Source organism: Saccharothrix algeriensis, assembly GCF_016907655.1.
GTDB lineage: Bacteria > Actinomycetota > Actinomycetes > Mycobacteriales > Pseudonocardiaceae > Actinosynnema > Actinosynnema algeriense.
This window is the reverse complement of record NZ_JAFBCL010000001.1, coordinates 3,790,341-3,814,505: the sequence shown is the minus strand read 5'-3', so window position 1 is coordinate 3,814,505 and position 24,165 is coordinate 3,790,341. Positions and strand designations below refer to the sequence as shown.

24 protein-coding genes and 3 tRNA genes are annotated in these 24,165 nt (G+C 73.3%); 10 read left to right on the top strand and 17 right to left on the bottom strand.

Annotated features, from left to right (window positions below):
- The first annotated feature begins 1 nt into the window (after position 1).
- Complete coding sequence (locus JOE68_RS17515) at positions 2-406, top strand: MmpS family transport accessory protein (protein ID WP_204843405.1); 405 nt, start codon at positions 2-4, stop codon at positions 404-406.
- Between the two features lie 6 nt (positions 407-412).
- Here the strand turns inward: JOE68_RS17515 and JOE68_RS17510 are convergent, their stop codons facing one another.
- The 7 genes from JOE68_RS17510 to JOE68_RS17480 all read right to left on the bottom strand — a co-directional run bounded on the left by JOE68_RS17510 (position 413) and on the right by JOE68_RS17480 (position 5,599).
- Entirely contained in the window at positions 413-832 is a 420-nt protein-coding gene (locus JOE68_RS17510) for a MaoC family dehydratase (protein WP_204843404.1), read from the bottom strand.
- Positions 829-1,278, bottom strand: coding sequence for a MaoC family dehydratase N-terminal domain-containing protein (locus tag JOE68_RS17505; protein WP_204843403.1), 450 nt, complete (start codon positions 1,276-1,278; stop codon positions 829-831). The genes JOE68_RS17510 and JOE68_RS17505 overlap by 4 nt, the downstream gene beginning before the upstream one ends.
- Positions 1,279-1,349: 71 nt before the next feature.
- Positions 1,350-1,514 carry a 50S ribosomal protein L33 gene (gene rpmG, locus JOE68_RS17500; protein ID WP_121224826.1) on the bottom strand — a complete coding sequence of 55 codons (165 nt, stop codon included), beginning with the start codon at positions 1,512-1,514 and terminating at the stop codon, positions 1,350-1,352.
- A 268-nt stretch (positions 1,515-1,782) separates the two neighbouring features.
- Positions 1,783-1,855: transfer RNA gene (locus JOE68_RS17495), tRNA-Met, on the bottom strand.
- A gap of 47 nt (positions 1,856-1,902) precedes the next feature.
- Positions 1,903-1,975, bottom strand: a tRNA-Thr gene (locus JOE68_RS17490).
- 76 nt (positions 1,976-2,051) lie between these two features.
- Positions 2,052-4,652, bottom strand: coding sequence for a putative bifunctional diguanylate cyclase/phosphodiesterase (locus tag JOE68_RS17485; RefSeq protein ID WP_204843402.1), 2,601 nt, complete (start codon positions 4,650-4,652; stop codon positions 2,052-2,054).
- A 179-nt stretch (positions 4,653-4,831) separates the two neighbouring features.
- Complete coding sequence (locus tag JOE68_RS17480) at positions 4,832-5,599, bottom strand: PhzF family phenazine biosynthesis protein (protein ID WP_204843401.1); 768 nt, start codon at positions 5,597-5,599, stop codon at positions 4,832-4,834.
- 262 nt (positions 5,600-5,861) lie between these two features.
- Here JOE68_RS17480 and JOE68_RS17475 point away from each other — a divergent pair, with 262 nt between their 5' ends.
- Complete coding sequence (locus tag JOE68_RS17475; protein WP_204843400.1) at positions 5,862-6,104, top strand: hypothetical protein; 243 nt, start codon at positions 5,862-5,864, stop codon at positions 6,102-6,104.
- Positions 6,105-6,482: 378 nt separating this feature from the next.
- Here JOE68_RS17475 and JOE68_RS17470 read toward each other — a convergent pair.
- Positions 6,483-6,563: transfer RNA gene (locus JOE68_RS17470), tRNA-Tyr, on the bottom strand.
- Positions 6,564-6,685: 122 nt separating this feature from the next.
- Between JOE68_RS17470 and JOE68_RS17465 the strand changes: the two genes are divergently transcribed.
- Both JOE68_RS17465 and rfbA read left to right on the top strand, forming a co-directional pair.
- Positions 6,686-7,177 (top strand): YajQ family cyclic di-GMP-binding protein, encoded by a 492-nt coding sequence (locus tag JOE68_RS17465; RefSeq protein ID WP_204843399.1) that lies wholly within the window; start codon positions 6,686-6,688, stop codon positions 7,175-7,177.
- The gene (gene rfbA / locus JOE68_RS17460; RefSeq protein ID WP_204843398.1) at positions 7,174-8,046 is read left to right on the top strand and encodes a glucose-1-phosphate thymidylyltransferase RfbA; all 873 of its coding nucleotides are present in this window, start codon (positions 7,174-7,176) and stop codon (positions 8,044-8,046) included. Before JOE68_RS17465 ends, rfbA begins: the two co-directional genes overlap by 4 nt.
- On the opposite strand, the gene htpX is transcribed toward rfbA, so the two are convergent.
- Genes htpX through JOE68_RS17440 form a run of 4 tightly spaced genes read right to left on the bottom strand, consistent with a single transcriptional unit; the run spans position 8,043 to position 10,374 of the window.
- Positions 8,043-8,903, bottom strand: a complete 861-nt coding sequence (gene htpX / locus JOE68_RS17455; RefSeq protein WP_204843397.1) for a zinc metalloprotease HtpX — start codon at positions 8,901-8,903, stop codon at positions 8,043-8,045. The genes rfbA and htpX overlap by 4 nt on opposite strands.
- A gap of 19 nt (positions 8,904-8,922) precedes the next feature.
- Positions 8,923-9,399 (bottom strand): 4Fe-4S binding protein, encoded by a 477-nt coding sequence (locus JOE68_RS17450; protein ID WP_204843396.1) that lies wholly within the window; start codon positions 9,397-9,399, stop codon positions 8,923-8,925.
- On the bottom strand, positions 9,392-9,958 hold the full coding sequence (locus JOE68_RS17445; protein WP_204843395.1) for an NADH-quinone oxidoreductase subunit C: 567 nt from the start codon (positions 9,956-9,958) through the stop codon (positions 9,392-9,394). The genes JOE68_RS17450 and JOE68_RS17445 overlap by 8 nt, the downstream gene beginning before the upstream one ends.
- Positions 9,955-10,374, bottom strand: coding sequence for an NADH-quinone oxidoreductase subunit B (locus JOE68_RS17440; protein ID WP_204843394.1), 420 nt, complete (start codon positions 10,372-10,374; stop codon positions 9,955-9,957). The genes JOE68_RS17445 and JOE68_RS17440 overlap by 4 nt, the downstream gene beginning before the upstream one ends.
- A gap of 243 nt (positions 10,375-10,617) precedes the next feature.
- On the opposite strand from JOE68_RS17440, the gene JOE68_RS17435 reads away from it, so the two are divergent.
- Positions 10,618-11,655: a LysR family transcriptional regulator gene (locus JOE68_RS17435; protein WP_204843393.1), complete on the top strand. Its 1,038-nt coding sequence runs from the start codon at positions 10,618-10,620 to the stop codon at positions 11,653-11,655.
- A 47-nt stretch (positions 11,656-11,702) separates the two neighbouring features.
- On the opposite strand, the gene JOE68_RS17430 is transcribed toward JOE68_RS17435, so the two are convergent.
- Both JOE68_RS17430 and ddaH read right to left on the bottom strand, forming a co-directional pair.
- Positions 11,703-11,885, bottom strand: a complete 183-nt coding sequence (locus tag JOE68_RS17430) for a hypothetical protein (protein WP_204843392.1) — start codon at positions 11,883-11,885, stop codon at positions 11,703-11,705.
- Positions 11,886-12,120: 235 nt separating this feature from the next.
- Complete coding sequence (gene ddaH / locus JOE68_RS17425) at positions 12,121-12,999, bottom strand: dimethylargininase (RefSeq protein ID WP_204843391.1); 879 nt, start codon at positions 12,997-12,999, stop codon at positions 12,121-12,123.
- A 75-nt stretch (positions 13,000-13,074) separates the two neighbouring features.
- Here ddaH and JOE68_RS17420 point away from each other — a divergent pair, with 75 nt between their 5' ends.
- The 4 genes from JOE68_RS17420 (at position 13,075) to JOE68_RS17405 (ending at position 17,465) form a co-directional block, all read left to right on the top strand.
- On the top strand, positions 13,075-13,515 hold the full coding sequence (locus tag JOE68_RS17420) for an Lrp/AsnC family transcriptional regulator (protein ID WP_204843390.1): 441 nt from the start codon (positions 13,075-13,077) through the stop codon (positions 13,513-13,515).
- Between the two features lie 10 nt (positions 13,516-13,525).
- Positions 13,526-14,287, top strand: a complete 762-nt coding sequence (locus JOE68_RS17415) for an enoyl-CoA hydratase (protein WP_204843389.1) — start codon at positions 13,526-13,528, stop codon at positions 14,285-14,287.
- 236 nt (positions 14,288-14,523) lie between these two features.
- Positions 14,524-16,410: a 2-oxoacid:acceptor oxidoreductase subunit alpha gene (locus JOE68_RS17410; protein WP_204843388.1), complete on the top strand. Its 1,887-nt coding sequence runs from the start codon at positions 14,524-14,526 to the stop codon at positions 16,408-16,410.
- Positions 16,407-17,465: a 2-oxoacid:ferredoxin oxidoreductase subunit beta gene (locus JOE68_RS17405; protein WP_204843387.1), complete on the top strand. Its 1,059-nt coding sequence runs from the start codon at positions 16,407-16,409 to the stop codon at positions 17,463-17,465. The genes JOE68_RS17410 and JOE68_RS17405 overlap by 4 nt, the downstream gene beginning before the upstream one ends.
- Before the next feature lie 87 nt (positions 17,466-17,552).
- Here the strand turns inward: JOE68_RS17405 and JOE68_RS17400 are convergent, their stop codons facing one another.
- Complete coding sequence (locus JOE68_RS17400) at positions 17,553-20,441, bottom strand: sunset domain-containing protein (RefSeq protein WP_204843386.1); 2,889 nt, start codon at positions 20,439-20,441, stop codon at positions 17,553-17,555.
- A gap of 196 nt (positions 20,442-20,637) precedes the next feature.
- On the opposite strand from JOE68_RS17400, the gene rarD reads away from it, so the two are divergent.
- Entirely contained in the window at positions 20,638-21,564 is a 927-nt protein-coding gene (gene rarD, locus JOE68_RS17395) for an EamA family transporter RarD (protein ID WP_204843385.1), read from the top strand.
- A gap of 13 nt (positions 21,565-21,577) precedes the next feature.
- Here the strand turns inward: rarD and JOE68_RS17390 are convergent, their stop codons facing one another.
- Both JOE68_RS17390 and nuoN read right to left on the bottom strand, forming a co-directional pair.
- Complete coding sequence (locus tag JOE68_RS17390) at positions 21,578-22,531, bottom strand: polyprenyl synthetase family protein (RefSeq protein WP_307820040.1); 954 nt, start codon at positions 22,529-22,531, stop codon at positions 21,578-21,580.
- Between the two features lie 67 nt (positions 22,532-22,598).
- Entirely contained in the window at positions 22,599-24,164 is a 1,566-nt protein-coding gene (gene nuoN / locus JOE68_RS17385) for an NADH-quinone oxidoreductase subunit NuoN (RefSeq protein ID WP_204843383.1), read from the bottom strand.
- Position 24,165 lies beyond the last annotated feature (1 nt).

Genomic DNA, 24,165 nt, shown 5'->3' with positions numbered 1-24,165 from the left:
GATGACGGAGGCGGAGCTGCCGCAGCACCAGGGCCGGCCCGCGCGGCGGTGGCCGGTGATCGCCGGTTCCGCCGCGCTGGTGCTGGGCGCGCTCGTGGTGGCCGTGTGGCTGGCCAGACCGGCCGACCCGCCGGCCGTCGTGGTGTACGACGTCTCCGGCGAGGCGCGCAGCGCGACGGTCACGTACTCGACGTTCGACGAGCGCCGCACGAGCCGGGTGGAGCTGACCTCGTTCCCGTGGCGCCACGAGCTGCTGGTCGACGGCGAGGTCAGCGGCGGCGTCCTGATGGTGACCATCGGGGCGGGCGGCGGGTCGGTGGCCTGCCGGATCCGGGTGGACGGCGTCGAGCGCAAGTCCGCCACCGCGGCCGGCCCGTCGGCCAGCGCGCTGTGCAACGGGTTCTGACGCCCGCTACGGCAGGCGCACGCGCGCCGACGCGCCGCCCAGCACGGACTTGCCCTCGAAGGAGGCCGTCACGCTGACCTTGAACGTCCCGTCGTCCAGGACCTTGGTCACCTTCCCGGTGACCTCCACGAGCGCGCCCTCGTCGTCGTCGGGCACCAGCACGGGGCGGCCGAAGCGCACGCCGTACTCCACGACCGCGCCCGGGTCGCCCGCCCACCGCGTGACGATCCGGCCCGCCAGGCCCATGGTGAGCATCCCGTGCGCGATGACGCCCGGCAGGCCGACGCCGGTGGCGAAGCGCTCGCTCCAGTGGATGGGGTTGAAGTCGCCGGAGGCGCCGGCGTAGCGGACCAGGTCGGCGCGGGTGATGCGGACCGTCAGCGGCGGCAGCTCGTCGCCCACGGACACGTCTGCGGCGCGGATCACGCGTCCTCCCCCCGGACCACGAGCGTGCAGCGCCCGGTGGTCACGCGCTCGCCCTCGTCGGTGCCGACCTCGGCCCGCAGGGCGAGCATGTCGTTGCCCATCCGCGAGGTGATGCCGTCCACGTGCAGCTCGACCACCAGCCGGTCGCCCGCCGTGATGGGGCGGTGGTGGACGAAGGACTGGTCGCCGTGCACCACGCGGCTGTAGTCCAGGCCCAGCTCCGGGTCCTGCACCAGGACGTCGTTCGCCCTGAGCGACACGATGATCGCGAACGTCGGCGGGGCGATGACGTCCCGGTAGCCGGCGGCGCGGGCCGCTTCGGGGTCGCGGTGCACGGGGTTCGCCTCGCCGATCGCGTCGGCGAACTCGCGGATCTTCTCGCGGCCGACCTCGTAGGGCGGTGAGGGCGGGTACGCGCGGCCGGCGAAGGACTGGTCGAGGGGCACCGGAGCAGGTTACGCGACGAGGCCCGCCCCCGGACCGGGGACGGGCCTCGTGCGAACGGCTCGGCGGGACCTCAGCGGGTCTCCTTGTGCGGCCGGTGCGTCTTGCAGTTCGGGCAGAACTTCTTGATCTCCAGGCGGTCCGGGTCGTTGCGCCGGTTCTTCCTGGTGATGTAGTTCCGGTGCTTGCACTCCTCGCACGCGAGGGTGATCTTCGGGCGTACGTCGGTTGCAGCCACGGCCTTGCCTTTCTAGAGCGCATGGAACCCGGTGCCCCAGTGCGGGCTTACCGCCTGGCGGGCCACCCCCGACGCGGGCCGCGCCCGGAGGTCCAACCACCCCAACACCCCCCACCGGCAAAACCTTCCCGGCAGGAAGACGTGCCCCCGGAGGGGGGTTCCAAGGGGGGCAAGGCCCCCCTTGGGCGGGGCCCGGGGGCTGCGCCCCCGGTGTGATGCGGAGCGAACCAGGCCCGCGCTCCCCGCGGGCACAGCTCTCCCCTTCGCGTAGCGGTGGCCGGACTTGAACCGGCGACACAGCGATTATGAGCCGCTTGCTCTACCAACTGAGCTACACCGCTTTACACGACTACGGCCGCGATGCTCGTGCACCGCGGCCAAGTCGTAGAGCCCCTTTACGGAATCGAACCGTAGACCTTCTCCTTACCATGGAGACGCTCTGCCGACTGAGCTAAAGGGGCTTGCTCTCTTGCGTTCTTGCGGAGCGAGGAGAACTCTACACAACCGGTGCCCCGGTTGTGAAATCGGGGGGGTCCCTCAGTGGACCAAGGTGAGCACCGTCTCATCCCGGGCGCCCCTGACCTGCACCGTTCGCGCCCGCAGCCACGCCTCGAAGCGCTCCTCGGACAGCGGCCGGGAGATCAGGTAGCCCTGCGCGACGTCGCAGCCCATGGACACCAGCTGGTCCCGCGCGGCGTCGTCCTCGACGCCCTCGGCCACCACGGTGAGGCTCAGCGAGTGGCCCAGCTCGACGATGGAGCGGACCACGGCCATGTCGCCGAGGTCGGTGCCCATGCCGAGCACGAAGCTCTTGTCGATCTTCACCTCGTCCACCGGCAGCTGCCGCAGGTAGGCCAGCGACGAGTAGCCGGTGCCGAAGTCGTCCACGGCGAGCACGACGCCCATGGTGTGCAGCCGCCGCAGCACGGGCAGCGCCCGCTCCGGGTCGGCCATCACGCCGGACTCGGTCAGCTCGAACGTCAGCAGCTCCGGCGGCACCCGGTGCCGCGCCAGGGCCGCCGCCACCCGGTCGGGGAACTCCTCGTCGGCCAGCGTCCGCACCGACAGGTTCACCGCGATGGACATCCGCAGCCCGCGGTCGATCCAGCGCCGCACGCGCTCCAGCGCCTTGTCCATCACGAAGTCGGTCAGCACGTCGACCAGGCCGGTGGCCTCGACGGCGGGCACGAACTCGTCCGGGTCGACGCGGCCGAACTCAGGGTGCTTCCACCGCACCAGGGCCTCGGCGCCGACCACCTGCCGGCTGGGCAGCGCGACCTTCGGCTGGTAGTGCACCGACACCTGGCCGGTCTCCAGCGCCGAGCGGAACTGGGTGACCAGCTGGAACCGGCGCAGGAAGATCTGGCCCATGCTGGGCGCGTAGGCCCGCAGCGGCTCGCCCTCGCTGGTCGCCCGCACCGCCACGTCGGCCCGCTGGAGCAGCGCGTCCGGGTCGGGCTCCTCGATCTCGCAGTCCGCGGTGGACGCCCAGCCCGCCACCGCGCCCGCCTCGACGGTCAGCCGGTCCACCGGGTAGGGCACGGACAGCGCGGCGCGCAGGCGCTCGGCGATCTCCTGGATGCGCTCGGCCTGCCGGTCCAGCAGCAGCGCGGCGAACGCGCCGCCCTCCAGCCGGGCCAGCGGCACCTCGGGGCCCAGCTCGTCGCGCAGCCGGCGGCCCGCGGCGACGACCATCCGGTTGCCCCAAGCCTGGCCGAGCGCGTCGGACACGGTGGACAGCACGTCGAGGTCGATCCGCACGACGACCGCCGTGCCGGCCTGCCGCATGGGCTCGCTCGCGACCTCCCGGAAGCCCGGCCGGTTGAGCAGGCCGGTCAGCGGGTCGTGGTAGGCGTCGTGGCGCAGCCGGGCCAGCAGCCGGCGGTTGTCCACGGCGGTCGACAGGTGGCTGGCCAGGGTGCGCAGCAGCTGCAGGTCGGCCTTGCCGAAGCCGCGCCACCGGCTGAGCCGGTCGTGCACCTCGACCGCGCCGAGCAGCTGGGTCGCGCCGCGCAGCGGCACCACCAGCGCCTCCTGCGCGCCGCGGCGGGCCAGGGCGTCGGAGACCTCTTCACCGGCGTCGACGACGCGGAAGTAGCGCACCTGCGTGCCGGGCAGCTGCAGCAGCGCGTCCTCGCGCAGCTGGCGCGGGTCGTCGCGGCGCATCCCGTGCGGCAGCGGCTCGCCGGCGACGAGCGTGCGCATCGGGGACTGCGGGTCGGTGCGCAGCCGCAGCACCACGCGGTTGGCGTTGAGCTGCTCGCGGATGCGCTCGGCGATGAGCTGCCACTCGTCGTCCTCGGCCTGCCCGTCGCCGTCCTCCGGGGACGGGCCGCGCGGGCCGGTGGCGTGCCGGCCGGAGCGGGCCACGCGCAGCGAGACCTCGCCGAGCGCCTCCAGGTCGCGCTGCTCGCGCAGCAGGCCGGAGTACGCCAGGTAGATGGCGGTGATGCCGGCGAACACCAGCGCGATCAGCAGCCCGCCCCACGGCGCCTTGGTCGCGATCTCGTAGCCCGCGAGGCCGGCGGAGGTGTTCAGCAGCGCCACGACCAGCGTCTGGAGCACCAGCCGCAGGCTCGGGGCGACCCGCATGCCCTTGCCCATCAGCCGCAGCGCGGTCAGGCCGAGCACGCTGGCCAGCAGCGGCACCGAGATGGTGCCGAGGAACGCGCCCGCCCAGAACGGCCCGCTGTCGCCGACGAACCGGTCGACGGCGTGGGCGACCGCGAAGGCGACCGAGATCTCCATGAACATCAGGCCCGCGTTGTAGACGGCCCGGTCCAGCACCCGCCTGCCGAGCAGCGTGCCGACGCCCGCGACCACGTGCGCGGCGAGCACCACCTCGAACGGGGCGATCAGCAGGCCGAGCACGAGCGGGATCTCGGTGAACGAGATCGTCCAGGCCACCCCGCTGCGCACGTCGACGTTGATGGCGAGCTGCTCGGCGAGCAGGAACCCGACGACCAGCAGCGGCCCGGTCCACAGCAGGTTGCCGTCGTCCTCGTCCGGCAGCCAGGAGCCGACGGCGAACGCGGACAGCGCGCCCGCGGCGAGGAGCAGGACCGCGAACACGCTGAACGCGCGGTTCGTGGACCGGGTCGGCGCGCTCGACGCCGTGGCCGACGCGTGGTCGGACATCCAGCCTCCTCGTCGGCCGTCGTCGCGGTCGGCCCGCTCGCGCGGCCGGAACGAACGCCTGGCGTGACTGAGGGGCCCCGAACACCGACCGAGACCCCTCCAGGGGTGTCAATGTACCCCGGTTGGGCGACGAAATGGCAGGTCGCTGCGCCGATTACCACGAGAAGTGACGAACCGGCTCACACGATCAGCTCCCCTTCCAGCACCGTCACCGCCTGGCCCGCGAGCCGCACCCGATCGCCCGCCAGGACCACCCGGACGTGCCCGCCGCGCGGCGAAGCCTGCTCGGCGAGCAGCTCGGCGCGGCCGAGGCGCGGGGCCCACCAGGAGGCGAGGGTGCAGTGCGCGGAACCGGTCACCGGGTCCTCCGGGACGCCGTAGGACGGGTAGAAGCAGCGGCTTACGACGTCCAGGCCGGGGCGGTCGCCGGGGGCGGTGACGATCACGCCGCGACCGGGCACCTCGCTCAGCGCGGCGTGGTCGGGGCGCAGCGCGCGGACCTCGGCGGCGGTCGCGGCCTCCACCAGGACGTCGGACACGCCCCGCGCCACGGCCCGGACCGTGACGCCGGGCAGGCCGGCGCGCAGCGGCGTCGTGATCTCGACCGGCCGCGGCGGGTCGGCCGGGAAGTCCATCTCCACCCAGCCGTCGGCGGCCGTGCAGGTGAGGACGCCGCTGCGGGTGGCGAAGCGGCGGTCGCCGCCCAGCACGTGCGCCGCGGCCAGCGTCGCGTGCCCGCACAGGTCGACCTCGGTGACCGGGGTGAACCAGCGCAGCGGCAGCGGGCCCTCCCCGGCGAGCCGCACGAACGCCGTCTCGGCGTGCTTCATCTCCGCCGCGACCGCCTGCATCCAGTGCTCGTCGGCCGGTTCGTCGAGCAGCACGACGCCCGCGGGGTTGCCCGCGAACGCCCGATCGGTGAAGGAGTCGACCACGTGGATGCGCACCACGGCAGGTTACGGTCCGGCGCGGTCCGGTCGCTGCCCGCGTTCAGGCGGTGGGAACCCCTCGCGGCCGGTCGCCGACGCCGCTCCCCGCGCGGCCGGGGTGTCACCGATCAGCGTGACGCCCACGAGGAGCGGCTGACACCGGAGCGGGTGAACTGCGAGGACACCTCGTTTACCACTCGTTCGGAGGGTACTCAACCGTCAGGTCGGCACCTCCTTAAAGGACGAGGGGCACAACGGAAAGGACGGCGAGGGGGTCGCCATGACCATTGCGAAGGAACTCTCCGGGCGGGCGAAGGCCATGCTGCGAGCGGTGGCCGCGGGGCGCGGCGAACTGTCCGGGGGCCGCGAACCGGACCTGTACGTCGACGGCCTGCCGTGCTGCGACCAGATGGTGACCCACGCCCTCGTCGAGGCCGGCCTGCTGCGGGCGCGCCGCGTGGTGCGGCTCGACGAGCGGACGGCCGCGGTGCTGACCGAAGCCGGGAGAGCCGCCATCGCGTAACCCTCGAACATACGTTCGAGATGAGCTATGCTGTCGTCCGGGGCCGGCACGCAAGCGAGAGGAAGCGCTTGCGCGTCGGCCCCCCTTCGTCGCACCCGGCGCCCGCCGCGCGGCCGTCGAGCGGCTGGGCAGTGCTCCCCGCGAGGCAACGAACCGGGGCGGAACGGCCGACTCGACGGGCAAGACCCCAGCGCACCGAACGCCTTCCCCGCGCACGCGGGGACGATCCCGCCGCGCTGCGGCACGACGCCGCGTGATCCCCGACGCCGATCGACTCGCCCGAGGGTGACGCGCATCACGGTCCAGCGGCGCGACCCGGCCCGGAAAACCGAAGACCCCGTGACCGGTCCTGCTGGTCACGGGGTCTTCGTCCTGCTGTGGCGGGTAGAGGATTCGAACCTCTGTAGCTTTCGCGACGGATTTACAGTCCGCTCCCATTGGCCGCTCGGGCAACCCGCCCCGCTCCCGGCACTGCCGGGTGCGGAGGAGAGAATACATAGGTCCGCACGGGCCCCCGCAACCGGGTTCCCCCGGTAGGCTCCCGGGCGGTTCCAGCAGACCTACGCGGAGGTACCGGGCACGTGGCAGACCCCTCGTTCGACGTGGTGAGCAAGGTCGACCGGCAGGAGGTCGACAACGCGCTCAACCAGGCGGCCAAGGAGCTGGGCACGCGGTTCGACTTCCGGGGCACGGGCACCTCCGTGTCCTGGGCGGGCGAGGAGGCGATCACCTTCCAGTCCGAGACCGAGGAGCGCTGTCGCGCCGCCATCGACGTGTTCCGGGAGAAGCTGGTCAAGCGCGGCATCTCCATGAAGGCTTTCGAGGTCGGCGACCCCGCCGTCTCGGGCAAGGTGTTCAAGGTCACCGGGAACCTGGTGCAGGGCATCTCCTCGGAGAAGGCCAAGGAGATCGCCAAGAAGGTCCGCGACGAGGGCCCCAAGGGCGTGCAGGCGCAGATCCAGGGCGATCAGCTGCGCGTCTCCGGCAAGAAGAAGGACCACCTGCAGGACGTGATCACCCTGCTGAAGAACACCGACTTCGGCATCGCGCTCCAGTTCACCAACTACCGGTGAAGGGCATCATCCTGGCGGGCGGGAGCGGCACGCGGCTGCACCCGATCACGCAGGCCGTGTCGAAGCAGCTGCTGCCGGTCTACGACAAGCCGATGGTGTACTACCCGCTGTCCGTGCTGATGCTCGCGGGCATCCGGGACGTGCTGCTCATCTCGACGCCGGCCGACCTGCCGCTGTTCCGCCGCCTGCTCGGCGACGGCTCGCAGTTCGGCCTGCGCGTGGAGTACGCCGAGCAGCCCCGGCCCAACGGGCTGGCCGAGGCGTTCGTCATCGGCGCGGACTTCATCGGCGACGACGACGTGTCGCTCGTCCTGGGCGACAACATCTTCTACGGCCAGGGCTTCTCCCGGCTCCTCCAGCACCACGCGGCCGCGCTGGACGGCTGCGTGCTGTTCGGCTACCCGGTGCGCGACCCCGAGCGCTACGGCGTGGGCGAGGTCGACGCGGAGGGCCGGCTGGTGTCCATCGAGGAGAAGCCGGCGCGGCCGAGGTCGAACAAGGCGATCACCGGCCTGTACTTCTACGACAACCAGGTCGTCGAGATCGCGCGGGGCCTGGCGCCCTCCGCGCGGGGCGAGCTGGAGATCACCGACGTCAACCTGGCCTACCTGCGCCAGGGCCGGGCGCACCTGGTCGACCTCGGCCGCGGCTTCGCCTGGCTGGACACCGGCACGCACGACTCGCTGCTGGAGGCCGGGCAGTTCGTGCAAGTGCTGGAGCACCGGCAGGGCGTGCGCATCGCGTGCCCGGAGGAGATCGCGCTGCGGATGGGCTTCATCACCGCGGCCGAGTGCCACGCGCTGGGCGAGAAGCTGGCCAAGTCCGGCTACGGCCAGTACCTGATGGCCGTGGCCCGCGAGCTGGGCTAGGCCCGGCGGGCCAGCTCCTCCAGCCGCCGCACGCGGTCGGCGATCGGCGGGTGGGTGGCGAACAGCCTGGCCAGGTTCTCCCCCGGCCGGAACGGCGACGCGATCATCAGGTGGGACTGCGCCACCACGGCGGGCTCCGGCGCCAGCGGCGCGGCGCGGGTGCCGTGCTCCAGCTTGCGCAGCGCCGAGGCCAGCGCCAGCGGGTCGCCGGTCAGCTCCGCGCCGGACGCGTCGGCCTGGTACTCGCGCGACCGGCTGACGGCCAGCCGCACGATCGCGGCGGCCACCGGGCCCAGCAGCGCGATGAGCACCACCGCGAACGGGTTGGGGCGGTCCTCGTCGTCACCGCCGAAGGCGCTCGCGAACACCGCCAGGTTCGCCAGCGCGCTGACCGCGCTCGCCAGCGCGCCCGCCACGCACGAGATCAGGACGTCGCGGTTGTGGACGTGCGACAGCTCGTGCCCCAGCACGGCCCGCAGCTCGCGCTCGTCGAGCAGCTCCAGGATGCCGGTCGTGCAGCAGACGGCCGCGGTGCGCGGGTTGCGGCCCGTCGCGAAGGCGTTGGGGGCCGCCGTCGGGCTGAGGTAGAGCCTGGGCATGGGCTGCCGGGCGGACCTCGCCAGCTCCCGCACGATGCGGTACATCGCGGGCTGCTCGACCTCGGACACGGGCCGGGCCCGCATCGCGCGCAGCGCGAGCCTGTCGGAGTTGAAGTACGCGTAGGCGTTCACGCCCAGCGCCAGCAGCAGGCCGATCACCAGGGCGGTCCGCCCGAACAGCGAGCTGATCGCGACGATCAGCGCGCCCATGGCGCCGAGCAGCAACGCGGTCTTCACCCCGTTGTAGTGCTTGTGCACGTTGCTTCGCCTCCGGGTTCTACTTCCTCCCCCTCAACGCCCCGGGGCGGCCGGGGGTTCCGGGACCGCCCCGTCCGGGGCCGGCGGCGGTGCTCTCCGGCGCGGGCTCGGCGGCCGGGTCGAGCCGCGGCGGCGGCGGCACGTGCGCCGCCCACGCGCCCAGGACGTCGCGCTCGTGCACGAGTTCGGCGACCGCCCCGTCCCCGTCCGGCGTGCCCGTGCCGGGGTAGGAGAAGTCCGGCGCCCAGTGCAGCGCGTCGAACGGGCACGCCTCCACGCAGATGCCGCAGTACAGGCACTGCCCGTAGTCGATGGCGAACCGGTCGAGCACGTTGCGCGCGCGGGGCCGGGCCGAGCCGGGCTGCTGCTCGACCTCGGTGTGCGAGTCGATGTGGATGCACCAGTCGGGGCACTCGCGGGCGCAGATCATGCAGACCGTGCAGTTGGCCTCCAGCAGGGCGATCACGCCGCGGGTGCGCGGTGGCAGGTCAGGCACGGTGGTCCCCTTCGGGTCGCGGTCCCCAGGACGGGTCGGGCACGCCGGGCGGCGCGGCGCGGCGGCGGCTGGGGGCGGAGGAGCCGTCCTCGCCGGGTTCCAGCCGCCCCGGCCAGGCCCGGACCACCCGCGAGACCAGCACGAAGTCCTTGCGCAGCGGGTGGCCGTCGAACGCGTCGGGCAGCAGCAGCCGGCGCACCGGCTCGGTCAGGGCGAGGCCGAACATCTCGGCGGCCTCGCGCTCGTGCCACGCCGCGCCCGCCCACAGGCCGGCCACGCTGGGCAGCGGCTCGTCACCCACCTCGGTGCGCAGCAGGACGCCCTGCCGGGTGCCCGGGTGCAGCACGTGCAGCAGCACCGCGTGGCGCACGCCGGACGCGCCGGGGCGGCCCGCGTCCTCGGCGCCGAGCCAGTCGAACGCGGTGCAGCCCAGGTCGCGGGCCGCCGTCGCGGCGGCGAGCCAGTGCTCGACCGGCACGTGGGCGGTGGTCTGGCCGAACGCCGCGCGGGTGGTGGCGTGCGGGATGCGGGCCGCCAGCTCGGCGGAGGCGGCGGTCACGACACGAGCCGGTGCAGCGCGGCGAGGCCGTCGAGCAGCGCCTCGGGGCGGGGCGGGCAGCCGGGGACGGCCACGTGCACCGGCAGCACCTGGTCGATGCCCTTGGTGACGCTGTAGGAGTCCCAGTACGGCCCGCCGGTGTTGCTGCACGCGCCGACGGAGAGCACGTAACGCGGTTCCGGCATCTCCTGGTACGTCGCGATCACTGCGGGCAACATTGCGTCGGTGACCGTCCCGGAGACGACCAGCACGTGCGCCTCGCCGGCGGCGTGCGCCACGTCGACCCCGAGCGCGGCCAGGTCGTGCGGCCGGTCGCCCTCCAGCGCCGCCATGACCTCGACGCCGCAGCAGGCGAGCCCGAGGTCGAGCACGGTGACCTTGTACGTCGTGCCCCAGTCCAGGGTGGAAACCGTCACACCGCATGAGGTTAATACGTGGGGGCCCGCCCGGCTGCCGCCCGGCGGGCCCCCAACCCCCCAATACTCCCCCCTGATTGCTCCCAGGCGAACCCCCGCCTGGTTGCGGCAGAAGTCTCTTACGGACCGCGCATACCTGTCCAGGGAATCGCGTCAAGTTCTTCGGATAATTTCGCCGCAAACTGTGGTCAGGTTCAGTACAACTAATCGGTAGATCACTCCGCACCGACCCGAGAGGCCCCGATGTCCACCTCGGCCCGACTGCTGCTCCCCGCGGGCAACCAGCTGAGCAGGCTCCTGCACACCTCGCCACTGCTGCTGGACACCACGTTCGACCAGCTCAGGACCCTGATCACGGTGCACGAGACCCGCTCGGCGCTGCGGGCGGCGCGCGCGCTGGGCCGCGAGCAGTCCAGCGTGCAGAAGCAGCTCGACACGCTCAACCGCAACTTCAAGTCGCTCTGCGGCGAGCCGCTGGTCGTCAAGCAGGGCCGGGGAAAGGACGTCCTGATCACCCCCACCGGCGAGGCGTTGGTGGAATTGGCGAAGCAGACCCTGAGCGACTGGCTCGATTCGATTCACGAGTGCCGCCGCAAGCTGGGCACCACGCTGACCGTGGGCACCACGCGGTTCATGCTCGACTCGCTGGCGAAGGCGTGGCACCACGTGGCCGACGACTTCCGGCGGCGGGACGTGGAGCTGAAGGTCGTGCACATCCGGACCAAGGACATCTGGCGGAAGCTGGAGAGCAAGGAGGTCGACATCGTCTGCGGCAGCGTCGTGACGACGGCGGGCGGCGGCTCGGACTTCGCGGACTTCGACGTCATCGAGTGGCGGCGCGGCGGGCTGGCGCTGCTGACGAACCTGCCGACGAGCCGGCTGGGCGACCGCATCGGCACCGGGGAGTTGCCGAAGCTGCCGCTGGTCGTGCCGGGCGACGGGCTGATCGCCGAGTTCCTGCGCGGCTGGTTCGGGCCGGACTACCGCAACGAGCTGGACATCGCGGCGGAGATCGACGAGATCCAGTACGGGATGTCGCTGCTGCGCTCCGGGCTGGTCGAGGGCTGCATGATCGTCACGTCCGGCCTGGGGGTGGTGGCCGCGAACAACGAGCTGCGCGAGGGCTCGGGCCTGCGCGTGGTGGAGCTGGAGAACGACCGGAAGCCGGTCCTGGAGCGGCTGGTCGGGGTCTTCGCCCGCAAGGAGGAGCGGGCGAAGTTCCCGTCCGACCACCCGCTCAACCTGCTCTGGGCGGCCTTCCAGCAGGAGGTCTCCGACTAGCCGGCCCCGGGACCGGTCCGGTCCCGATCCTGGGGCCGGGGCCGGGGCTAGCGCTCCGGGGCGGCGGGCGGCGCGGGCTGGTCGACGGCGTGCCGCGGGCGGCGGCGGCGCTGCCGCTGCACCTGCCGGACCAGCCACTCCAGGCCGCTGAGCGGCGCCGGCGTCCCGACCCGTTCCCGGTCCTGCTGCTCGGGCTGCGGCGACGGACGCCGGTCGTCGAGGTCGTTCATGGCGCGCTCCCTACCTGGTCGACGGCAAGTGCCGTCGATCGGAGCACTGCCGCGCCCCGCCCCGCCAGCCCGGTCAGCCCCTCGGGTGACGGACCACCGGATCGCGGGCCGACCTGCTACGCGCGCGCGACGGGGCCGGCCGCTCGCGCGCTTCCCGCCGGGACCGGTGCCCGGTGGTGTCCGCGCCGGTCGGCCGAGGTCGTCCGGGCCGACCGGCGCGGGAGCCCGGCCGGGGTCAGTCCCGCAGTTCCATCGTGCAGCACTTGGGGCCGCCGCCGGACTTGCGCAGTTCCGAGACGTCCACGAACACCGGCTCGAAGCCGCGCTCGGCCACCCGGTCGGCCAGGTGGGTCGCCTCGACCGGCAGGACGACGTGCAGGCCGTCGGACACCGCGTTCAGGCCCAGGCAGGCCGCGTCCTCGGCGGTGGCCAGGACCGCGTCGGGGAACAGCCGGCGCAGGACCCGGCGGCTGCCCGGCGAGAAAGCCTCCGGGTAGTAGGCGACCAGGTCCTCCGACAGCACGAACAGGGCCACGTCGAGGTGGTAGTAGCGCGGGTCGACCAGCCGGAGCGAGACGACCGGCACGCCCAGCACCTCCTGCGCCTCCGCGTGGGCCGACGGGTCGGTGCGGAAGCCGCTGCCGGCCAGCAGGTAGCGACCGGTCCAGACGAGGTCGCCCTCGGCCTCGTTGGTGTGCTCCGGCATCACGACCGACGGGTAGCCGTTGGCCTCGAACCAGCGGCGGAACAGCTCGGCCTCGGGAGCCCGCTGCTCGGTGCGGAAGCGGGAGCCCAGGACGCGGCCCTCCACGACGGTGCCCGAGTTGGCCGAGAACACCATGTCGGGCAGGCCCGGCGCCGGCTCGATGACCTCCACCCGGTGCCCCAGGCGCTGGTAGGTCTCCTTCAGGGCCGTCCACTGCGCCATCGCCAGCTCGGTGCTGATCGGCCGGGCCGGGTCCATCCACGGGTTGATCGAGTACGCGACCGTGAAGTGCTCCGGCGGGCACATGAGGTACCGGCGGGTGGTCGGCACGCGCACGGGGGCGGCCGGCGCGGTGGCGTCCAGCACGATCGGCTCGTCGCCGGGGCCCAGGAGGGAAACCGAAGTCATGGATCGAAGGGTAAATAGGCTCCTGACCAGCGAACAATGCCGCGATATTGCGTCTGTTGGTGCAGAATGTTGCGTGTGGACTCCATCGACCAGCGGATCATTTCGTGCCTGATGGCCAACGCCCGCTCCAGCTACGCCGACATCGGCAAGGAGGTCGGGCTGTCCGCGCCGGCCGTGAAGCGGCGCGTGGACAAGCTGCTCGACACCGGGGTGCTGCGCGGGTTCACCGCCGTGGTGGACCCCGAGCAGCTCGGCTGGGGCACCGAGGCGTTCGTCGAGGTGCACTGCCGGGGCAACGTCGCGCCGCACGACATCAAGCAGCGGCTGGAACCCATGGCGGAGGTGATGGCCGCCTACACCGTCTCCGGCGCGGCCGACGCGATCGTCCACCTGCGCGCGGCGAGCATCCACCACCTGGAGACGGCGCTGGAGCGGCTGCGGGCGGTGGAGATCATCGACCGGACGGTGTCGACCGTGGTGCTGTCCCGGCTGCTGGACCGCCCGCCCGCGCCCTAGAGTCGCGCCCATGTCCGAGGTGCTGCTGGAGCGCTCCGACCGGGTCGCCGTGATCACCGTGCACGACCCGGAGCGGCGCAACGCGTTGACGCTCGACCTGTCCGACCAACTCGTCGACGCCGTCCGGGCCTGCGAGCGGGACGACGGCGTCCACGCCGTGGTGGTCACCGGCGCGCCGCCGGCGTTCTGCGCGGGCGCGGACCTGAGCGCGCTGGGCGAGGCGCGGGAGGAGGGGCTGCGGCGGATCTACGCGGGCTTCCTGGCGGTGGCCGGCTGCGCGCTGCCGACCATCGCGGCCGTGGGCGGCGCGGCGGTCGGCGCGGGGCTGAACCTCGCGCTGGCCTGCGACGTGCGGCTGGTCGGCCCCGAGGCCCGGTTCGACGCCCGGTTCCTCCAGCTGGGCATCCACCCCGGCGGCGGGATGACGTGGATGCTGCAGCGGCTCGTCGGGCCGCAGGCCGCGGCCGCGATGACGCTGCTGGGCCGGGCGCCCGACGCCGACGCGGCCGTCCGGCTGGGCCTGGCGTGGGAGCGGGTGGACGGCGGGCACGACGAACTGGTCGCCGCCGCGGTCGAGCTGGCGAAGGCTTCGGCCGAAGCGCCGCGCGACCTCGTCCGCACCACCAAGTCCACGATGCGGACGACGGCGGCGCTCGACGCCCACCCCGAAGCGGTCGACGTGGAGCTCGCGCGGCAGGCCGCCTCCATCGCCACGCCGGAGTTCGCCGCGAAGCTCGCCGCGGCGAAAGCGCGGATCAGCGGCCGTGGCTGAGCCCGCGCGGCCCCTGGGCGCCCCTCGGGTTGCCTATAATTCCCGGTAACAGTTACCACCGGGTACACCTGCCGGTGCGGGCGTCTCCGGGCGTTCGGCAACCGTCACACCAGGTGGAACCAACCGTCCCGCAGAGTGGTACAGCGGAGACCGGCCCGGGTGCGGGCACGACTACCCTCGCGGAGGGGACGGGGCGACTTGCCCCGGGCGGGCGAAGAGAGGGATCGGCGTAGGACATGACTACCGACGTTGGTAATGGTGCCGCGCCAGCCGGTGGCACCGAGGTCCGCAAGCTCGACCGCGTGGTGATCCGGTTCGCCGGCGACTCGGGTGACGGGATGCAGCTCACGGGCGACCGGTTCACCTCGGAGGCGGCGGCGTTCGGCAACGACCTCGCGACGCTGCCGAACTTCCCGGCCGAGATCCGGGCGCCCCAGGGCACGCTGCCGGGCGTCTCCAGCTTCCAGCTGCACTTCGCCGACTACGACATCCTGACCCCCGGCGACCGCCCCGACGTGCTCGTCGCGATGAACCCGGCCGCGCTCAAGGCCAACATCGGCGACCTGCCCCAGGGCGGGATGCTGATCGTCAACACCGACGAGTTCACCAAGCGCAACCTGGTCAAGGTCGGCTACGCCGCCGACCCGCTGGCGGACGGCTCGCTGGAGGGCTACCAGGTGCACAAGGTCGCCATGGCGACCCTGACCATCGGCGCGCTGGAGGACACCGGCCTGGGCAAGAAGGACGCCGAGCGGGCGAAGAACATGTTCGCCCTGGGCCTGCTGTCCTGGATGTACCACCGGCCGACCGAGGGCACCGAGCGGTTCCTGCGCGAGAAGTTCGCCAAGAAGCCCGACATCGCCGAGGCCAACGTCCTGGCGTTCCGGGCGGGCTGGAACTACGGCGAGACCACCGAGTCCTTCGCCGTCACCTACGAGGTCGCCCCGGCCAAGCTCGACCTGGGCACCTACCGGCAGATCACCGGCAACACGGCGCTGGCGTACGGGATCGTGGCCGCCGGGCAGCAGTCCGGGCTGCCGGTGGTGCTGGGCACCTACCCGATCACGCCCGCCTCGGACATCCTGCACGAGCTGTCCCGGCACAAGAACTTCGGCATCACCACGCTGCAGGCCGAGGACGAGATCGCGGGCATCGGCGCGGCCCTGGGCGCGTCCTACGGCGGCGCGCTGGGCGTCACCTCGACCTCCGGCCCCGGCATCGCCCTGAAGTCCGAGACCATCGGCCTGGGCGTGATGACCGAGCTGCCGCTGGTCGTGATCGACGTGCAGCGCGGCGGGCCGTCCACCGGCCTGCCCACCAAGACCGAGCAGGCCGACCTGCTCCAGGCGCTGTTCGGCCGCAACGGCGAGTCGCCGGTGCCGGTCATCGCGCCCCGCTCGCCCGCCGACTGCTTCGACGCGGCGCTCGACGCGGCGCGCATCGCGCTGACCTACCGCACGCCGGTGCTGCTGCTGTCCGACGGCGCGATCGCCAACGGCTCCGAGCCGTGGCTGATCCCCGACGTCGACGACCTGCCCGACCTGTCGGTGGAGTTCGCCACCGAGCCCAACGGGCCCGACGGCGAGTTCCGGCCCTACCTGCGCGACCCGGAGACGCTGGCCCGGCCGTGGGCGCTGCCCGGCACGGCGGGGCTCCAGCACCGCATCGGCGGCCTGGAGAAGGCCGACGGCACCGGCAACATCTCCTACGACCCGGCCAACCACGACCTCATGGTGCGGCTGCGGCAGCGCAAGGTCGACGGCATCGAGGTGCCGGACGTGGTCGTGGACGACCCGTCGGGCGAGGCGAAGGTGCTGGTCGTCGGCTGGGGGTCCTCCTACGGCCCGATCGGCGCCGCGGCCCGCCGCGTGCGCAAGCTGGGGATGCCGGTGGCGCACGCCCACCTGCGCCACCTGAACCCGTTCCCGAAGAACCTCGGCGACGTGCTGTCCCGGTACGAGCGGGTCGTCGTCCCCGAGATGAACCTCGGCCAACTGGCGTTGTTGTTGCGGGCGAAGTACCTGGTGGACGCCATCAGCTACACCAAGGTGCAGGGCCTGCCCTTCAAGGCAGAAGAGCTGCAGGACGTGCTCGCTGACGTGATCAAGGGAGTGTCCGCGTGACTACGACAGATCTCGGTCTGCCGGTCCTGGGGGGTCTCACCGGCGTTCCGACCGCCCTGGAACCCCAGAAGGCCAAGGACTACAAGTCGGACCAGGAAGTGCGCTGGTGCCCCGGCTGCGGCGACTACGTGGTGCTCAACGCCGTCCAGTCGTTCCTGCCCACGCTGGGCCTCAAGCGCGAGAACATCGTCTTCGTGTCGGGCATCGGCTGCTCCTCGCGGTTCCCGTACTACATGAACACCTACGGGATGCACTCGATCCACGGGCGCGCGCCGGCCATCGCGACCGGCCTCGCCGTGGCCCGGCCGGACCTGTCGGTGTGGGTGGTGACCGGTGACGGCGACGCGCTGTCCATCGGCGGCAACCACCTGATCCACACGCTGCGGCGCAACGTGAACCTGAAGATCCTGCTGTTCAACAACCGGATCTACGGCCTGACCAAGGGCCAGTACTCGCCCACCTCCGAGGCGGGCAAGATCACCAAGTCGACGCCGGTCGGGTCGCTGGACCACCCCTTCAACCCGGTGTCGCTGGCGCTGGGCGCGGAGGCGACGTTCGTCGGCCGCGCGGTCGACTCCGACCGGGCCGGCCTGACCGAGGTGCTGCGGCAGGCCGCCGAGCACCGGGGCTCGGCGCTGGTGGAGATCTACCAGAACTGCCCGATCTTCAACGACGGCGCGTTCGACGTGCTCAAGGACGCCGACGAGGCGGCGCGGCGGATCATCAACGTCGTGCACGGGCAGCCCATCACCTTCGGCGCGGGCGGCGAGTACGCCGTCGTGCGCGACGGGTTCGGGCTGGCCGTGGCCAAGTCGTCGGAGGTCGGGCCGGAGGAGGTCGTCGTGCACGACGCGGCGGACCTGAACCTGGCGTTCGCGCTGTCGCGCCTGTCGACGCAGGACCTCCAGCACACCGTGACGGGCGTGTTCCGCAACGTCGCGCGCACCACGTACGACGACGCGGCCCGCGCGCAGGTGGAGGAGGCCAAGGCGGCCAAGGCCCCCGACCTGGCCGGTCTGCTGCGCGGCAAGGACACCTGGACGGTCGTCGCGTAGGCGCACCCCGCTCCCGGGCAGACGCGAAGGGCCCCTGTTCCGGATTCCGGAACAGGGGCCCTTCCGCGTTCCCGCCCCGGGGCCCGGCTAGGGCGCCGGGCGGAAACCGGCCTTCTCCGCGTCGGAGACCGTGCGGAACCAGACGTCCGCCCTGGTCTCGCCGAAGTTGGCCGACTCGTCGGTGAAGTAGCGGCGGCCGGTGAGGGTCGCCTTGACCTGGAAGTCCGGCGCCGGGGCCATGCCGTCGGACTTCGGCAGCACCGAGCCGGGACCGAACGGCGACCGCGGGTTGAAGCCCTCCGGCTGCTGGTAGCGGGTGGTCGTGCCGGCCGTCGGGCGACCGCCGGTGCTGGGGCTGAAGCCGACCGGCCGCGGGCGGACCGGGCGGGGCGGCGGTGGGCTGATCGGCTTGGGCGCGGGCGGCGGTGGCGGCGGGGTGCGCGGGCTGTTCGCCGGTCGGGTGGGCCGCTGCGGGAGACCGCTGCCGGAGGAGGCGAGCAGCTCCGGAGCCAGCCGGGGGACGAACGGCTGGTCGTTGGACGGCGCGGCGGGCTTCGGCGGGGCCGGCGGCTCGTCCTCGGCGTCCTCGGGGGTGAGCAGGGGCTCGAAGAGGGAGCGGGGACGGGACGGCTCCTCGGCCCTGGTCCGGGCCGGCTTGGCCGGGGTCTGCCTGGCCTGCGCCTGCCTGGCCTGGGCGGCGGGCCTGGCGCGGTCGGCCCGCGAGGGCAGCGGCTCGGCCGATTGCGGGGAGGGCTCGACGACCAGCGGCCCGGAGTCCACGAACTGCGGCGTGAACACCGACTCCTGCGACTCCACGCGCCCGCCCGTCGGGTCGGAGTGCGCGTGTGCGGGCTCGATGCGCTCGGGCTCGGTGTGCGCGGGCTCAGCGTGCGCGGACTCGGCGCGCTCGGGTTCGGCGTGCGCAGGCTCGACGCGCGTGGACTCGGCGTGCGCGAGTTCAGCGTGGACGGGTTCGGCGTGCGCGGACTCGATGCGCTCGGGTTCGGCGTGCTCGGACTCAGCGCGCTCGGGTTCGGCGTGCTCGGGCTCGGTGCGCGTGGGCTCAGCTGCTGCGGGTTCGATGTGCTGGGGCTCGACGTGCTGGGGCTCGACGTGCTGGGGCTCGACGTGCTGGGGCTCGACGTGCTGGGGCTCGACGTGCTGGGGCTCGACGTGCTGGGGCTCCCGGTGCTGCGACGCGTGCTCGGTCTCCGGTTCCCTGTGCTGCGGCGCGCGCTGCTCGGCTGCCTCGGGCTCCGGTTCCCGGTGCGGGGGCTCGACGACCAGCGGCCCCGAGTCCACGAACCGCGGCGTGAACGCGGGCTCCTGCGGCTCCGGCCCCGCGTGCTGCGGCTCCGGCTCCCGGTGCGCGGGCTCGTCGTCCAGGAGGGTCGCCCGCCAGGGGACGAACGCGGTGTGCTCCGAGTTCCCGGGCCGCGCGAACCCGCGGGCCCGCGGTTCGGGCTCCGCGGGCTCGGGCGCCGGCGCGGGCGGCTCGAAGTACGCCGTGGGTTCGGCGGGCGGCTCGAAGCGCGCGTCGGCGCGCGGGTCGACCGGCGCGTCGGCGGCCGGTTCGGCGTGCCCGGGAGCGGGGTCGGGGCGCGTCCCGGCGGGCGGCTCGGCGTCGACGGGCGGCAGGAGTTCCGTGCGCGGCGCGGACCGCTCCGCCTCCTGCCGCAACTGCTCGGCGCGCAGGGACTCCAGGTGCGAGGAGAACTGCTCGGGCTGCTCGGGGTGCCCGCCGTGGTGGCCCGGCCGGAACGCCGGCGGCTCCAGGTCGTCCGAGGTCAGCTCCGCCCGGATCACCGGGTACTCGCCGGTCAGGTCGTGGTCCGGCCAGCGCTGGGCGCCCTCGGCCCGCCACGCGGGCTCCGGCTCGTCGGTGCGCAGCGGCTGCTCGTCGGTGCGCGGCGGCTCGTCGGCGTGCCGGGCGGCCGGCGGCTCGGCCGGGGTCCACACCGGCTGCTCGGCGTCCTCGGCGTCGCGCCCGTGCTCGTGCCGGTCGGCGGCCGGCGGCCGGTCGGCGTCGGGGCCGTGGTCGGCGTCCTCGATCCGCCACGCCGTCCCGGCGGGCCGCTGCTCGTCGGCGCGGCCGTCCACCTCGGCGATGGCCCGCGCCAGCGCCGTGGCCGGGATGAGCGTGGTCTGCGCCGCGGGGCGTTCCGGTTCTCCCCCGTCCCGGTCCTCCTCCGGGGCGGCGGGGTGCTCCTCGTGCCACGCCGCGCGCGGCCGGGACCCGTCCGCCTCCGGGTGCGCCGCGGGCTCCGGGGCCTCGGCCGCCGCGGGCGGGAACAGGTGGGTCTCCTCGGCGGACCGGTCGACGGGCTGGTCGGCGACCCCGTCGGCGACCCCGTCGGCGGGCGGCTCCGGGGCCAAGCGCTCGACCAGGCTGCGCGGCTGCTCCTCCTCGAACCCGGCGAGGTCGTCCCGCCGCCCGAACCCGGCGAGGTCATCCCGCCGCTCGGGCCCGGCCTGACCGCCGCGCTGCCCGACCTCCGCGGAGTCGGACCGCTCGGCCGGGTCGTCCCGGTGCTCCGGCGCGCCGGCCCCCGCGAACCCGGGCTGCTCGGCGAGGTCGCCCCGCCGCTCGGCCCCGGCGAGGCCGACCGGCCCGGACCGCTGCGCGGACCCGGCGAACGCGGGCCGCTCCTCGGGCTCGACCGGCGGGCGGTGCTCGTCGGCCGGCTCCCCCGGCCGGTCGTCGCGCCCGACCGACCCGGGGCCGACCGCCGCGCCGTGGCGCGGCGACCGGTCCGGGAGCAGGTCCTCGACCGGGTTGCGGTGCTCGACGTGCCAGTGGTCGAAGTCGTCGCGCGGCGGCGCGGCGGGCGTCTCGCGCGGCGCGGCGGCCTGGCGCTCCTGCAGGTCCGCCAGCTCCTTCTTGACCGGGCGGACCAGCACGAGCCAGGTCAGGGCGGCGCCTGCCACGAACGACAGCAGGCTCCACAGCCACACCTGCCCGAAGAGCGAACCCACGGGAGACCCTCCCACTGCGCAGTCCTGTCACACCCCGACGTGCCCCGCCCGTCCCTTACCCGGTGCGGAAGCGGTGCAAAACTACCCTGACCTGCCGTCCCGGCGCGTGCGACTGCCCGGACGTCCTGCCACCCGGGCGCCGCGACCCACCCGGAGCGACTGAGCTGCGAAAACGTGCGGCGTAGAGTAACCCCCTGTGCCGCCGTTGACGAACTCCACCGCCACTACGGGGGAAACCAACCACACGAACCGGGGTGTCGCCTTCGGCGTCGGGGCCTACTTCCTGTGGGGCGTCGTGCCCGCCTACTGGCCGCTGCTGGCCCCGGCCGGCGCGGTGGAGATCCTCGCGCACCGCATCGCGTGGTCGCTGCTGGTGATGCTGCTGATCACCGCCGTCCTCGGCCGCTGGGCGGGGCTGCGCACGCTGTCGCGGCGCGGCTGGCTGATGGTGGCCGCCGCGTCCGTGCTGATCGCGGTCAACTGGGGCGTCTACATCCACGCCGTCAACACCGGTCACGTCGTGGAGGGCGCGCTCGGCTACTTCATGAACCCGCTGGTCAGCGTCCTGCTCGGGGTGCTGGTGCTGCGGGAGCGGCTGCGCCGGGCGCAGTGCGCCGCCATCGCCGTCGCCCTGGCCGCCGTGGTGGTGCTGGCGGTGGACTACGGGCGGCTGCCGTGGATGTCGCTGGTGCTGGCCTGCTCGTTCGGCCTGTACGGGCTGCTGAAGAAGACGGTGCCGCTGGACGCGACCGGGAGCCTCACCGCCGAGGGCGTCGTGCTGGCCCCGATCGCGGTCGGCTACCTGGTCTGGCTGGGCCCGGCCGGGACGTTCCACGACCACGGCGTCGGCCACGCCCTGCTCATGGTGTCGACCGGTCTGGTGACCGCCGTCCCGCTGGTGCTGTTCGGCGCGGGCGCGCGGCGCGTGCCGCTGGTCACCATGGGGATGCTCCAGTACCTCGCCCCGGTCCTGCAGTTCGCGTGGGGCGTGTTCGTGATGCACGAGCCGATGCCGCCGTCGCGGTGGTTCGGGTTCGCCCTGGTCTGGGTGGCGCTGGCGGTGTTCACCGCCGACGCGCTGCGGTCGCGGCGCAGGCAGCGGCTGCTCGCGCCCGTCGAGTGAGCGCCGGGCGCGGTCAGCGCGTCCGGTTGACCACGTACTCGCTGACCGACTCCAGCGCGTCCCGCGCCGCGCCCGCCGGCAGGCCGTGCAGCGTGGCCCGCGCCCGCGCCGCGTAGTCGTCCAGCGTCCGCCGCGCCCGCGCCAGCCCGGAGGAGCCCCGCAGCAGCTCCAGCGCCTCGGCCACCTCGGCGTCGTCGGTCAGGGGCCGGGACAGCAGCCGGGCCAGCCGCGAGTCCGGCTCGTCGGCCAGCGCGTACAGCATGGGCAGCGTCTTCACGCCCTCGCGCAGGTCCGTGCCCGGGGTCTTGCCCGACTCCGACGACGGGCTGGCGATGTCGATGACGTCGTCGGAGATCTGGAACGCCGCGCCGATGACGTCGCCGTAGGCTTGCAGCGCCTCGACCTGCTCGGGCGCGATGTCGGAGAACATCGCGCCGAACCGGGCGGCGGTGGCGATCAGCGAGCCGGTCTTCTCGGCGATGGTGGTCAGGTAGTGCGCGACCGGGTCCTCGCCCCCGCGCGGGCCCACGGTCTCCCGCATCTGGCCGGTGACCAGCTCGGAGAACGTCTCGGCGATGATCCGCGCCGCCCCCGTGCCCAGGTCCGCGACCAGGGCCGACGCGTGCGCGAACAGGTAGTCGCCGGTGAGGATGGCGATGCTGTTGTCCCACTTGGCGTTGGCCGACGCCGCGCCGCGGCGCATGGTGGCCTCGTCCATCACGTCGTCGTGGTAGAGCGTGGCCAGGTGGGTCAGCTCCACGACGGCCGCCGCCTTGACGACGCTCTCCCGGTCCCAGGTGGTCCCGAACTGCGCGGACAGGATGGTGAACAGCGGGCGGATGCGCTTGCCGCCCGCGTCGACCAGGTGCAGGGACGTCTCGGTCACCGGGTGGAACTCGCTCTGCACCGCCTTGTGCAGGACTTCCTCCACCTCGGCCAGCCCGGCCTGCACCACCTCCGCGAGCACGGGGTCCGAAAACCGGAACCCCGTCCCCGCCCGCTCGCTACTGGTCACGCCTGAAGCCTACGTACCACTAGAAGATGAACCCGCCGGCACCCGCCCAATCGAGGGCGAAAGCCGGCCAGACGCCCAGCACGAGGGTGACCGCGGCACCCAGCGTGATGGCCACCGTAGTGAACGCGCCGGGCACGCTGACCGTCGGCCCGTCCGAGGCCGGCTCGCTGAAGTACATCAGCACGATGACCCGCAGGTAGAAGAACGCGGCCACCGCCGAGGCCACCAGGGCGATCACCACCAGCGGCGCCATGCCGCTGCGCAGCGCCGCCGCGAACACCACGAACTTGCCGATGAACCCGCTGGTCAGCGGGATGCCCGCGAGGGCGAGCAGCAGGAACGTGAACACCGCGGCGGTGATCGGCGACCGCTTGGCCAGCCCCGCCCACTGGGACAGGTGGGTGGCCTCGCCGTCGGCGTTGCGCACCAGCGACACCACGCCGAACGCGGCGATGGTCGTGAAGCCGTACGCCATCAGGTAGAACATCGTGCCCGACAGGCCCTCGTCGGTCAGCGTGATGGACCCGATCAGCAGGAAGCCCGCGTGCGCCACCGACGAGTAGGCGATCATCCGCTTCACGTCGGTCTGGGTGAGGCCGAGCACCGCGCCGATGACCATGGACGCGATGGCGACGCCCCACAGCACGCCGTTCCACTCCCAGCTGGACTTCTCGAACGCCACGAACAGCACCCGCAGGATGCCGCCGAACGCCGCGACCTTCGTGCACGCCGCCATGAACGCCGTGATCGGCGTCGGCGAGCCCTGGTACACGTCGGGGGTCCACGCGTGGAACGGGCCGACCGAAGCCTTGAACAGCAGGCCGACCACCAGCAGGCCGAAGCCCGCGTAGAGCAGCGTGTCGGACCGGTTGGTGCCGGCGGTCGCGGTGGCGATGTCGGCGAGCTTCACCGAGCCGGCGAAGCCGTACAGCAGGGCCACGCCGTAGAGGAAGAACGCCGAGGCGAACGCGCCGAGCAGGAAGTACTTGACCGCCGCCTCCTGCGACAGCAGCCGCCGCCGGCGGGCCAGGCCGCACATCAGGTACAGCGGCAGCGACAGGACCTCCAGCGCGATGAACATCGTCAGCAGGTCGTTCGCCGCGACGAACACCATCATCCCGCCGAGCGCGAACAGCGTCAGCGGGAACACCTCGGTCTGCATCCCGAACCGGCCCGCCTGGGCGCGGTCCTGGACGGTGCCGGGCCGGATGGCCGCGTCGGCGACGAACGCGCCGCCGGGCTCGACCGAGCGGTCGGCGATGAGCAGCACCGCGCCGAAGCCGAGCAGCAGCAGGGTGCCCCACAGGAAGATCACCGGCTGGTCGACGGCGATGGTGCCCGCGAGGGTGACCTTGCCCTGGTCGGGCGTGTCCTCGGCGCCCGCGTACAGGCCGAGCACCAGGCCGGCCGCGACGATGGTCGCCAGGGTCAGCACGACCTGGCTCGCCCACCGCTGCGCCTTGGGCAGGAACGCCTCGACCAGGACGCTGAGGCAGGCCGCGCCGAGCACGACCAGGATCGGCGCGACCGCGAGGTAGTCGATCTCCGGGGCCTCTAGCCGCTGGAGCTGAGCGAGGAACGTCACG